Consider the following 11,847-nt stretch of genomic DNA (forward strand, 5'->3'; position numbering starts at 1 on the left):
GGCTTATCCTAGCGCTTTCGTGTCAATTATGAAAAGAATAGTTTTCATGATTTTCATCATACTACATTCATAATATTCTATGTATTAGATATGATGTTATGTTATAAGTAGCCGTGTCTGTCTATCGGAGATTGCCCATGACCCTGCCCTTCGATCGGGACCCCGCCGCCTGCGCCATGCTGCGCGCCCTCGTCCACGACGCCGTGCTCGGCGCCCGTCGCGCCCCGACGCCCCGGGTCCAACGTTTTCACGGCTATGCCATCCGGTGGCGTCCCCTAGCATCCGGCCGAATCGAGGTCGTAATCAGCCAAGGGGGCGCCCCGTTCGAACGAACCGTCGTGCCCTTCCCCGGCCGCGCCAATGGCCGCTGACCGCAAACGCGACGCCATCGCCACCTACAACGCCGCCTACGCCGCCTGCGGGGAGTTGTGGTTCAAGGAGCATCTGAAGCCCACTGTCGCTCTGATCGGCCAGCGGATCGGCATTCAGCACAATGTCGTGATCTCGCGCGCGATCAAGGACTGGAAGGTCGATGTGGATTTCGAGCGGCTGGTCGAAGAGCGTATGGCGGCCGCCCGCACCGCTCAGCCGGCGCGCGATGCGCGGCTGGATCAGGCTCTCACCGGAGTGGTCCGGATGGCGCAGGAGGAGGCGCGGCGGGAGTTCGAGACGCTGCGGGAAGATCTGGAACGGGAGCGAACGGTGCTGCGCGCCGAAACCGACGCGGCCCGGACCGAGGTGGACCGGATCCGCCGGGAATGGGACGCCTACCGGAGCGCGGCCGAACAGGCGCGGACAGACCTGCTCGGCCAGTTGGCGCAACGGGATCAGGCACTTGCGACGCTGCGGGACTGCGAGCGCGGCCTCCGCGAGGCCCTCGCCGCCGCCGAGGCCCAGCGCGCAACGCAAACCGCTACGCTCGCCGAACGCGAAGCGGCCGCCGCGAAGACGCTCGAAACCCTGGAGCGACGCTTCGAGGCCGACCATGCCTGGCATCTGCAACGGATTGCGGAGGAGCGCGACGCCGCCCAGCGGGCGGCCGAGGACCGGATCGAACGCCTGCGGCGCCGGATCGCGGAACTGGAAGTCGAGGCCCAGACCGCCGCGCAGTTACGGGATTTGCTGCGCCGCCAAGCCGATACCCTCGCCGCCCTCCAGCGCGAGTGGGCCGTCCGGCTCGCTCAGGACGAATCGAAACAGCCATCGAAGCCGTGGGCGCCGGGCCGGAGTAGTCGCCCCGAACGATTTGGGAGACGTCGATGACCTCGAGCTATCTCAACGGGATCGATCCCGAGCGCAACATGGCCCGCTTCTACCGAATCACCGTCACACCCACCCTGTTCGGCGACTGGTCGATGATCCGCGAGTGGGGACGAATCGGCTCGCCGGGAATGGTGCGAGAGGAGTGGTTCGAGACTGTGGAGCGGGCAACACAGGCCGCCGTCAAACTGAATCGACAGAAACCGCGGCGGGGATACCCTGCGGTTGGCGGGTAAGGTCGGATTGTTCGCCTTGTGCGCGATATGACTGAAAACACTGGGGCTCCATTTCCGTCAGGCTGGCCGCGCTTTTTCGATCGGCTACGCGTTGTCTGTATCGGTACGAGATTCAATCGGCTCATGATCAAGAGCGTCCGGCACCAAGGCGCTCAGGTGCAACCCGCGAGCGAGCGCCGGGTCATATTGACCCGACTGAATGTCGCCAAGGCGCTTACTCATAGGGAGCGTCACAGAATTCGGAAAAGATGGTACGCTAAGTGGCGCGGCAACGAATAGGCAATCGCCGCCGCCGAAGACCGCTCGCGCCGTTGCGTCCAAAGTGTTCAAGGGGCGGTCCCCTCTTGGCTCAGTCCTGCGCGTTTCCCGGAATTGCGTCCTCCTCCTCGGTCAGCAGCCTCGAGCGGGTGAGAAAGCGCATGCCTTCCGGGGCTTCCAGCGAGAACCCGGCGCCCCGGCCCGGCACCGCGTCGATGACGAGATGGGTGTGCCGCCAATATTCGAATTGCGCCGCCCCCATGTAAAACGGGCAGCCCTCGATCTCGCCGAGAAAAACGTCAGACGGCCCGATCTTGAACTCGCCTTGCGGGTAACACATGGGCGCGCTGCCGTCGCAGCAGCCGCCCGATTGGTGAAACACCAAGTCGCACCCGTGGATTTGGCGCAGCTTTGCGATCAATTCGGCGGCGGCGGATGTACAGGATACGCGCGTGATGGTCATCATACCGTGGCCTCCCGCCCCCGTTGCGGGGAAGCCCGCGACGGGGGTGCTCATCCTTCAGAAGAAACCCAGCGCCTTGGGGCTGTAACTCACCAGCAGGTTCTTGGTCTGCTGGTAATGGTCGAGCATCATCTTGTGGGTTTCGCGGCCGATCCCCGATTGCTTGTAGCCGCCGAAAGCGGCATGGGCCGGATAGAGGTGATAGCAATTGGTCCACACCCGCCCGGCCTGGATGCCGCGGCCCATCCGATAGGCGGTGTTGAGGTCGCGGCTCCACACGCCCGCGCCGAGCCCGTACAGCGTGTCGTTGGCGATCGCCAAGGCCTCCGCCTGGTCCTTGAATGTCGTGACCGAGACCACGGGTCCGAAGATTTCTTCCTGGAAAATCCGCATCCGGTTGTGGCCTTCGAAAATGGTCGGCTCCACGTAATAACCGCCGGCCAGATCGCCTTCCAACTCCAGACGTTTGCCGCCGGCGAGCAGCTTCGCGCCTTCCTGTCGGCCGATGTCGATGTAGGCGAGGATTTTTTCCAGCTGGTCGTTGGAGGCCTGGGCGCCGACCATGGTGTCGGTATCCAGGGGATGACCGCGCCGCATGCGCATGACCCGTTCTAGGGCGCGGGCCATGAAGTCGTCGTAGATCGACGCCTGAACCAAGGCCCGCGACGGGCAGGTGCACACCTCGCCCTGGTTCAGGGCGAATAGGGCGAAGCCTTCCAGTGCCTTGTCGGCGAACTCGTCGTCCCGGGCCAAAACGTCCCCGAAGAAGATGTTGGGCGATTTGCCGCCCAGTTCCAGCGTCACCGGAATCAGGTTTTCCGAAGCGTACTGCATGATGAGGCGGCCGGTGGTGGTCTCGCCGGTGAAGGCGATCTTGGCGATGCGCCGGTTTTGCGCCAAGGGCTTGCCGGCCTCGACGCCGAAGCCGTTGACCACGTTGAGCACACCGGGCGGCAAGAGGTCTCCGATCAGTTCCATCAGGAGCAGGATGCTGGCCGGGGTCTGCTCCGCCGGCTTCAACACCACGCAATTGCCCGCCGCGAGCGCCGGGGCGAGTTTCCAGGCGGCCATCAGAATCGGGAAATTCCACGGGATGATCTGCCCGACCACGCCCAAGGGCTCGTGGAAATGGTAGGCGACGGTGTCTTCGTCCAGCTCGCTCAAGCCGCCTTCCTGGGCGCGGATGCAGGCGGCGAAGTAGCGGAAATGGTCGATGGCCAGCGGGATGTCGGCGGCCAGGGTTTCCCGGATGGGCTTGCCGTTGTCCCAGGTTTCCGCCACCGCCAGCCTTTCCAGGTTGGCTTCCATGCGCTCGGCGATTTTCAGCAGGAGGTCGGCGCGGGCGGCCGGCGCCGTGCGGCCCCAGGCGTCTTTCGCGGCATGGGCGGCGTCCAGGGCCTTTTCGATGTCCTCGGCGGCGGAACGCGGAATTTCACAGAAGGGGCGGCCCGTGACCGGCGTGACATTCTCGAAATAAAGCCCCTTGACAGGCGCCACCCAGTCGCCGCCGATGTAGTTGCCGTAGCGGGATTTGAACTGGACCTTGCTGTCGGGTTGATTGGGGTCGGCGTAGCGCATCGGTGGTTCTCCTCGTCAGATAGATGAACGGTCGGTCAATGAAAAGACAAAACGCTTCCCTAAAACTTCAATCCAGAACACTCAGGGCGGTCTGGACGATGTCCTCCAACAGCGGACGCTCGGGGCGGATCTTGCCGATCACCAGCAGGCCCTGCAGCGTGCCGCACAGGAAGCGGGCCGTGGCGGCGGGATCGCCCCCGATTTCGCCGGCCTCCCGGGCGCGCCGCAACGTTTCGCGAAAGCCCGCCTCCAGGCCCTCCAAGAGCCGCGCGACCTTGTCGCGGACGGCATTTTCTTCCAGGCCCTTTTCCACCGCCGAGTTGGTCACCAGACAGCCGCGCAAGGGGCCGCCGGAGACGCTTTGCTCGACCACGGCGTCGAAAAACGCCCGGATGGACGCCTTGGGCGAAGGGCGGCTTTCCAGGAGAGCCAAGAGCTTGCCGACCATCACCTCGCCATAGCGATCCAGGACCGCCAGGAACAGGCCCTCTTTGCTGCCGAAGGCCGCATACAGGCTGCCCCGCTGAATGCCCATGGCATCCAACAAGTCCTGGATCGAGGTCGCTTCGTAGCCTTTGCGCCAGAACAGCTCGACGGCCCGATCGAGCGCCGTATCCTGATCGTAGGTCTTGGGCCTTGGCATTGTGGGGACGCCAGGGTTTATGCCCGCGCGCGCTGCGCCAACAGATCGTCCACCACGGACGGGTCGGCCAGCGTCGAGGTGTCGCCGAGATCGCGGCCGTCGGCGGCGGCGATTTGGCGCAGGATACGCCGCAGGATTTTGCCGGAGCGGGTCTTGGGCAGGCCGGGCGCCCATTGGATGACGTCGGGCAGGGCGATGGCGCTGATGTTTTCCTTGACCAATTCTTTCAATTCTTGTTTCAACGCCTCGCTGGGTTCGACGCCGACGTTCAGGGTCACGTAGGCATAGATGCCCTGGCCCTTGATCGGGTGCGGATAGCCGACCACGGCGGCTTCGGCCACATCCGGGTGCAAGACCAGCGCGCTTTCGATTTCCGCGGTGCCGAGCCGGTGCCCCGACACATTGATGACGTCGTCGATGCGCCCGGTGATCCAGTAATAGCCGTCGCGGTCGCGACGGGCACCGTCGCCGGTGACGTAAAGCCCGGGGAACGCCCTGAAATAGGTATCGACGAAACGCTCATGGTCGGCGTACACCGTGCGCGCCTGACCCGGCCAACTCTGCGTCAACACCAAAAGGCCTTCGGCCTCGCCGTCCAGCAAACCACCCTCAGGGTCGACAATCGCCGGCTTGATGCCGAAGAACGGCAAGGCGGCCGAGCCCGGCTTCAACACGGTCGCGCCCGGCAGCGGGGCGATCAGGATGCCGCCGGTTTCGGTTTGCCACCAGGTATCGACGATCGGGCAGCGGCCATCGCCGACGACGCGGTGATACCACTCCCAGACTTCCGGATTGATGGGTTCGCCGACGCTGCCCAGGATGCGCAGTGAACGGCGGTCGGCGCGCGCCACGAACGCGTCGCCTTGCGCCATCAGCGCCCGAATCGCGGTGGGCGCGGTATAAAAGATCGTGACCCGATGCTTGTCGACCACTTGCCAAAAACGGTCGGCGGCCGGGTAGGTGGGGACGCCCTCGAACATCAAGGTCGTGGCGCCGTTGCACAGGGGGCCGTACACCACGTAGGAATGGCCGGTGATCCAGCCGATATCCGCGGTGCACCAGTAAATGTCGCCGTCGTGGCAATCGAATACGTATTTGTGGGTCATCGCGGCGTACAACAGATAGCCGCCGGTGGTGTGCAAGATGCCCTTGGGTTTGCCGGTGGAGCCGGAGGTATAAAGAATGAATAACGGATCTTCCGCATCCATCCATTCCGGGGGACAGTCCTCGGAGGCCTCTTGCATCGCGCGGTGGTAATCCACATCCCGGCCTTCCGTCCAGGGAACGGCGTGGCCGGTATGCCTGATGACGATGACTTGTTGCAGGTTGGGACACTGGGCCGCGGCTTTGTCGGCGTTCCGCTTGGCCGGGACGAGCTTGCCGCCGCGATAACTTTCGTCGGCGCAGACCAGGAAACGGCAGTCGGCATCGATGATCCGATCGCGCAGGGCATCGGCGGAAAACCCCCCGAAGACGACCGCATGCACCGCGCCGATACGGGTACAAGCCAGCATCGCCACCGCCGCCTCGGGGATCATCGGCAGATAAATGCACACCCGGTCGCCTTTCTTGACGCCCAGCGATTTCAGGACGTTGGCGAATTTGCACACCTCGCGATGCAAGTCGCGATAGGTGATCTTGCGGTCGCAAGCGGGATCGTCGCCCTCCCAGAGGATCGCCACTTGCTCGCTGCGCGTGTCGAGGTGCCGGTCCAGGCAATTGACGCTGACATTGAGCCGGCCGCCGGAGAACCAAGCGATGTGGCCCCGGTGAAAATCGCATTGCATCACCTGCTGCCAGGGCCGCTCCCAGTCCAGAAACAGCCCGGCCTGTTCCGCCCAGAACCCTTCCGGATCGCGGATCGAGTGCTGATACAGCCTTTGATAGCGGTCGGCCGTGATGTGCGAAGTGCATGCGATTTCCGGCTTGACTGGGTAGAGGTGGTGTTCTGACATGCGGATCGGGGTACTTGTCGAGCGTGTGAATGCGGTCACTGAGCGGATCGTGCGGCTGAAAACACCGTCAGCGCCCAGCTTAATGGTTTTTAACCGATTGGTCAAGAACAGCCGGCGAGACTGGTGCTGGTAAAGGGCCTTGCGCCCTAAGGGGTCGTCTCAGAAAATGGAAAATAAAGCACGCTAGACCAACTCGATCCAAGCAGATAGGCTTTTGAATGATCGAGTGTTTCACCTTAAAGGGCCGTTTTTCGTAAAGTAAGTATCCCCCGGCAGAGCCGGGGGCTTTAGTTCGTGAGCCGCTCAAAGCGGCTAAACGGGGTCGCTAACGCGGCCCCGACCTTTTTGGGCCACCAGCGTGGTGGCAAGTCAGCGCCATAGGCTCAGTTGATCCATGCGCCTATCCTCCAGCTCCTGGTTGCGGATGTACTCTCGAATCAACGCCTCGTCTCGCCCCACTGTTGATACGAAATAACCTCGCGCCCAAAAGTGCTGCCCCACGAAATTCCTCTTCCGCTCACCGTATACCCGGGCTAGATGGATCGCGCTCTTCCCCTTGATGAATCCAATCACCTGCAACACGGCATACTTCGGCGGAATTGCGATCAACATATGCACGTGATCGGGCATCAAGTGCCCCTCTTCGATTCGGCTCTCCCTCTGCGCAGCCAGTGTTCGGAATACCTCTCCCAAATACTTTCGGAGCTGTTGGTACAGCGTTCGACGGCGACACTTTGGGATAAACACCACGTGATATTTACACTCCCACTTCGAGTGGCTTAGGCTTTCATACTCGTCCATCGGGTTCCTCTCTAAGTCGTGTGCTTTGGCGGCTCACAACGCGGAGTCTCCCCGATGGACCCCCGCAAATGTCAAACGGCTACTGCCTCCCCGGCAGAGCCGGGGGAACTCCCGATTTGGTTAGCTGCTGATTCAGGCGCTCGCGATCCCAGGGCTAACGCATGAAATTAAGGGGGCCCAAGTTCAGCTCTTGAGGTAGGCTGGCCTCTTTCTCGATAAAGAGGTCCCCGGCCTTGATGGAAAAGCTCCTCGAGCATTTGTCCACACTCGACGATCCCCGCCCGGGCAAAGTCGAACTTCGGTTGATCGACATTCTCGTGATCGCGGTCTGCGTCGTTATTGCCTGCGCGGAGAGTTGGGAGGACATCGCGCTCTATGGGCGCAGCAAGCAGGACTGGTTGCGCCGGTTTCTGACTTTACCGAATGGTATCCCCTCGCATGACACGTTCCGGCGGGTGTTCATGCTGATCGATCCCGGCGCGTTCGAAGCCTGCTTCACCGCCTGGGCGCAAGGCATTACTCCCCTGGGCGAGCACGAGGTCGTGGCGATCGATGGCAAGACGATCCGGCGCTCGTTCGACCGGGGACGCGAGCAAACCCCTTCCTGATTAGCGATGAACTTCAGCCAAGCGAATTTGCCACTCGGGTCGAGGCTTAGCGAACGCCGCGGCGCGCGCCAGCCGTTGAAGCAGGGTTTTGAGATTGAAACGCCGATTGAAGCGGTATTGGAACTCGGCCAGGTACCGCTGGGCGTATTTCTCGAATTTGAACGCGTGATAGGTGCCGGAAATGGCTGTCTTCAGGTTGCTCAACAGCGTATTTACCCAATGGAACTCCGGATGTTGCGCCGACTGCCGCCCAGAGCCCAGGATCAGGCGATGATGGCAAGCGACGACCTGGTGCAGCCTCCGAAACCCGCTCAGGCCATCGGTGAGTGCGTAGGTCGACGGGGCCAAGGCGCGTTTGGCCCAGACCGCGATAGCCTGCTGCGTGAACGGCAGGGGATCGACGCGCAGGAACAACGGACGCCCGTCGTCCGTGGTTTGTACCGCCATCACAAAGGCCAACTTGTTTTCGGAGCCACGCCCCGGTTTCCCCGGCCGCTCACCGCCCAGGTAGGCATCGTCGATCTCGACCCGCCCGGCCAGCTGCCGATCCGTTTCCCGTTCCGCCATCACCTGGATCAACTTGTGCTTCACCAGCCATGCCGTGCGATAACACACCCCGAGATGGCGCATCAGTTCCAGTGCCGAGACATTGTTCTTGGCCTGGGTCAGGAGATACATGGCCAGAAACCAGGTGGTCAGCGGCAGCTTGGTCGCTTGGAAGATCGTCCCGGCGATCAGCGTCGTTTGGCTCCGGCAGTGTCCGCATTGCCAGTATTTCCGCCCGGTCCGTTCGAACACCGTGTGGCGCGCGCCGCCGCAGACCGGACAGCGGAAACCGTCCGGCCAGCGCAGGGCCTCCAGTGCCGCTTCGCACTGCGCTTCACTGCCGTATTGCGTCAGAAACTCGGCCAACGACAAACCCTTTTGAAATTGCACCCGGTTCATAGGCATGGGACACCCCCTTCGTGATAGATGCCCATAGTCTAAGGACCCTAGCGGCTCACTATGTGAGCCTGTACTGAACTTCGTCGCTAATCAGGAACCCCTTTGCATTTAGTCAGCGCTTGGGCGAGTGGGCAAGGGCTCGTGCTGGGGCAACGCCGGGTGGACGACAAATCCAACGAGATTACCGCCATTCCTGAATTACTCGACGCCTTGGCCCTGGAACACACTCTGGTCACGCTTGATGCCATGGGCTGTCAAAAGGCGATCGCCCAACGCATTCTCGACCGTCAGGCGGATTACCTCTTGGTACTGAAGGCTAACCATAGCCACGCTTATACGGCGGTACAAAGCCATTTCGACAGTCTCTGCTTCCAACGCGGGGCCGCCCTCCGCCCCGTTGTCGATCGCTTTGACGAGACGCATGGCCGGCTTGTGCGCCGGCGCGTATTTGTCAGTCCCGAAGCCGCCACGCTTTCGGCCTTGGCGGAGTGGCCGAGCCTGCGTACCGTCTTGGCGATCGAATCGATCCGTAGCGTGAATGGTCAGAGCAAGGTGGAAGCCGAGATTCGCTACTTTCTGTCCAGTTCCGCCGCGGACGCACCGGTGCTGGCCCAAGCCATTCGCCGCCATTGGTCGATCGAAAACAATCTCCACTGGGTGCTAGATGTGACTTTTCGGGAGGATGACAGTCGTCTTCGCGACCCCACCGCCGTCCGCAATTTTGCGCTCCTCCGCAAGATCGCCCTGAATCTGGTCGGTCGCGACCGATCCACGAAGGCCAGCCTGCGGGCCAAGCGTAAACGAGCCGCCTAGGACGATGGCTACATGGGGCAGATCCTCACGGCTACTTTCATGCGTTAGCCCTGCTCGCGATCCGAAATCTCACTAGCCTGGATATTTCATGAAAGGAGGGGTGGCGGAATCGAAAAGCCCTTAAAATTCAACTGCTGACATCGAATTTGTGAGGAGATTCCGCCGTGACACATTGTACCGGACAAATCGAGCTGTTTGCGCCCGTGGCACGCCGCCGCATCGATGTGGCCTTCGACGGGGGCGCTGTGACCAGCGATGCCGGAGTGCTGCTGTTGCGGCAGGTCGATCGCAAGCTGGGTTTGCTGGACAGCGTGGCCCAACGCTTGAAGGACCCGCGTGATCCCAGCCGGTGTGCCCACGCCGTGCTCCACCTGCTGCGACAGCGGGTTTATGGCCTGTGCCAAGGCTATGAAGACCTCAACGATCACGACACCTGGCGCCATGACCTGGCGTTGCAGACGGCCTGTGAACGGCTGTCGCCCGGTGCCTCCAGCCCCACCTTGTGCCGCTTGGAAAACCGGATGGATCGGGCGGCGGCCCTGGCGATCCATGAGGTGTTTGTCGAGCAGTTCATCGCTTCATTTCCGACGCCGCCGGATCAGCTCATCCTGGATTTCGACGCGACCGATGATCCGGTCCATGGGCATCAGGAAGGCCGGTTCTTCCATGGCTACTATGACCACTATTGCTTCCTGCCGCTTTACGTCTTTTGCGGCGATCAGTTGTTGGTCAGCTATCTCAGGCCCTCGAAGATCGACGCGGCCAAGCACGCCGGGGCGATCCTGAAAGCTCTGGTGCAACGGCTGCGTGCCGTCTGGCCCGAGGTGAAAATCATCTTCCGGGCCGATTCGGGCTTCTGCCGACGGCGGATTCTGGCCTGGTGCGAACGCCACGGCGTCGGTTATCTCGTGGGCCTGGCCAAGAACAACCGCCTTTTGAAGCTTGCGGCGCCTTGGCGCCAGGCAGCGCAAACCCAATTTGCCGCCACCTCGGAAAAACAGCGGGTCTTCGGTGAGTTTGCCTATACCGCCGGCACCTGGAAACACCCCCGCCAGGTGATCCTCAAAGCCGAGCATGGACCCCAAGGCGAAAATCCAAGGTTCCGGGTCACCAACCTGGCGGGCGACTCCCAAGCGCTGTACGAAGACGTCTATTGTGCGCGGGGCGACATGGAAAACCGGATCAAGGAACAGCAACTCGGCTTGTTCGCGGACCGCACCAGTTGTCACGTCTGGTGGGCCAACCAATTCCGGCTGCTGCTCGCCGCGCTCGGCTACCTCTTGTTGGAAGCCCTTCGTCGCCTCGGCCTCGCCGGTACCGAACTCGCTCGGGCGCAGTGTTCCACTCTCAGGGGCAAGCTCCTCAAAATCGGTGGCGTGATCCTTCGAAATACCCGTCGCATTCGCTTCCTGTTGCCGAATGCTTACCCCTGGCAGGCGCTGTTCTGGCACATCGCCGAGCGCTTTGCCCCCGGCTGAGCCGGGCCGAGTGGGTTCCCCGGCACGTTGATTCTCTGGGGGTAAGGGGGACGTTTGCCTGAAATTCAGACTTTCACCCCAAACGAGCACTCAACACGCCTTTTTCTGGTCCCGAACCCAGAACGCGACCGGCCTCCTACCTTCACTGAGGTCCTGATGAAATATTCAGGCTAGCACCTTTGTGGCCGCTTCGGCGCATGGGTCAAACTGTCGATGTCTGACGGCGCAATCCCATATGTTCGCCGTATTCTCCATGAACTGGCACGTAAATGCTGAGTCGTAAGATATGTTCTTAGGAGACAAGCTGTGGCCACTTCCGGATCTATGCTCACTTTAGACGCGCGGCGCTCAATGATTGCCACGATACTGCTCGGTGTTGGCATGATGGCTGCGATAGACGAAATCGTGTTTCATCAGATTTTGGCTTGGCACCATTTTTTCGACTGGTCTACTCCGGCATTTGGGTTGTTCTCCGATGGTCTATTGCATTCGGCAGAACTGATCCTTTTTGTGCTCGGATTCTTTATGTTTGCCGATCTGCGTGCCCGGCAAGTGCTCGACCTAACCCATGCTTGGGCAGGTTTTTTTTTCGGTTTGGGTGGCTTCCAATTATTCGATGGGATCGTCGACCATAAGTTGCTTGGACTCCACCAGATTCGCTACGTCGACAACCTCTTGCCCTATGATTTGGCCTGGAATGGTTTTGGTATCCTTCTACTGGTGATCGGATTTGTACTCTCCCGTCGCTCGCGAGAGTAATTGTCAAATTTTGACGGGCCGGCAAAAAGTCCCGGAGGTGGCGATAACCG

General features: G+C 61.5%; 13 protein-coding genes. 7 read left to right on the forward strand and 6 right to left on the reverse strand.

The window, feature by feature from the left end; all coding sequences use genetic code 11:
* Positions 1-113: 113 nt before the first annotated feature.
* The 3 genes from ACR2TX_RS00595 to ACR2TX_RS00605 are packed head-to-tail and all read left to right on the forward strand — an operon-like array spanning position 114 to position 1,496.
* The gene (locus ACR2TX_RS00595) at positions 114-371 is read left to right on the forward strand and encodes a hypothetical protein (RefSeq protein ID WP_210024135.1); all 258 of its coding nucleotides are present in this window, start codon (positions 114-116) and stop codon (positions 369-371) included.
* Positions 361-1,263, forward strand: coding sequence for a hypothetical protein (locus ACR2TX_RS00600; protein WP_086132963.1), 903 nt, complete (start codon positions 361-363; stop codon positions 1,261-1,263). The genes ACR2TX_RS00595 and ACR2TX_RS00600 overlap by 11 nt, the downstream gene beginning before the upstream one ends.
* Entirely contained in the window at positions 1,260-1,496 is a 237-nt protein-coding gene (locus ACR2TX_RS00605; protein ID WP_086132964.1) for a WGR domain-containing protein, read from the forward strand. Before ACR2TX_RS00600 ends, ACR2TX_RS00605 begins: the two co-directional genes overlap by 4 nt.
* 349 nt (positions 1,497-1,845) lie before the next feature.
* Here ACR2TX_RS00605 and ACR2TX_RS00610 read toward each other — a convergent pair whose 3' ends face one another.
* The 5 genes from ACR2TX_RS00610 to tnpA form a co-directional block, all read right to left on the reverse strand.
* Entirely contained in the window at positions 1,846-2,220 is a 375-nt protein-coding gene (locus ACR2TX_RS00610; RefSeq protein WP_205780947.1) for a DUF779 domain-containing protein, read from the reverse strand.
* 54 nt (positions 2,221-2,274) lie between these two features.
* Positions 2,275-3,795: an aldehyde dehydrogenase gene (adh, locus tag ACR2TX_RS00615; RefSeq protein ID WP_086132966.1), complete on the reverse strand. Its 1,521-nt coding sequence runs from the start codon at positions 3,793-3,795 to the stop codon at positions 2,275-2,277.
* 67 nt (positions 3,796-3,862) lie between these two features.
* Positions 3,863-4,438: a TetR/AcrR family transcriptional regulator gene (locus tag ACR2TX_RS00620; protein WP_086132967.1), complete on the reverse strand. Its 576-nt coding sequence runs from the start codon at positions 4,436-4,438 to the stop codon at positions 3,863-3,865.
* A 17-nt stretch (positions 4,439-4,455) separates the two neighbouring features.
* Positions 4,456-6,393, reverse strand: a complete 1,938-nt coding sequence (gene acs / locus ACR2TX_RS00625) for an acetate--CoA ligase (RefSeq protein ID WP_434129661.1) — start codon at positions 6,391-6,393, stop codon at positions 4,456-4,458.
* A 369-nt stretch (positions 6,394-6,762) separates the two neighbouring features.
* Positions 6,763-7,194 carry an IS200/IS605 family transposase gene (gene tnpA, locus ACR2TX_RS00630; protein ID WP_434129663.1) on the reverse strand — a complete coding sequence of 144 codons (432 nt, stop codon included), beginning with the start codon at positions 7,192-7,194 and terminating at the stop codon, positions 6,763-6,765.
* A gap of 236 nt (positions 7,195-7,430) precedes the next feature.
* On the opposite strand from tnpA, the gene ACR2TX_RS00635 reads away from it, so the two are divergent.
* Positions 7,431-7,802, forward strand: a complete 372-nt coding sequence (locus tag ACR2TX_RS00635; protein WP_434129664.1) for an ISAs1 family transposase — start codon at positions 7,431-7,433, stop codon at positions 7,800-7,802.
* Here the strand turns inward: ACR2TX_RS00635 and ACR2TX_RS00640 are convergent, their stop codons facing one another.
* Positions 7,803-8,753: an IS1595 family transposase gene (locus ACR2TX_RS00640; protein ID WP_086134595.1), complete on the reverse strand. Its 951-nt coding sequence runs from the start codon at positions 8,751-8,753 to the stop codon at positions 7,803-7,805.
* Positions 8,754-8,849: 96 nt separating this feature from the next.
* Here ACR2TX_RS00640 and ACR2TX_RS00645 point away from each other — a divergent pair, with 96 nt between their 5' ends.
* The 3 genes from ACR2TX_RS00645 (at position 8,850) to ACR2TX_RS00655 (ending at position 11,797) form a co-directional block, all read left to right on the forward strand.
* Positions 8,850-9,560 carry an ISAs1 family transposase gene (locus ACR2TX_RS00645; protein ID WP_434129666.1) on the forward strand — a complete coding sequence of 237 codons (711 nt, stop codon included), beginning with the start codon at positions 8,850-8,852 and terminating at the stop codon, positions 9,558-9,560.
* 164 nt (positions 9,561-9,724) lie between these two features.
* Entirely contained in the window at positions 9,725-11,038 is a 1,314-nt protein-coding gene (locus ACR2TX_RS00650; RefSeq protein ID WP_434129668.1) for an IS1380 family transposase, read from the forward strand.
* Between the two features lie 306 nt (positions 11,039-11,344).
* Positions 11,345-11,797 (forward strand): DUF2243 domain-containing protein, encoded by a 453-nt coding sequence (locus ACR2TX_RS00655; RefSeq protein WP_434129669.1) that lies wholly within the window; start codon positions 11,345-11,347, stop codon positions 11,795-11,797.
* Positions 11,798-11,847: the final 50 nt, after the last annotated feature.

This window comes from Methylocaldum sp. GT1BB (assembly GCF_051027545.1).
Taxonomy (GTDB): domain Bacteria; phylum Pseudomonadota; class Gammaproteobacteria; order Methylococcales; family Methylococcaceae; genus Methylocaldum.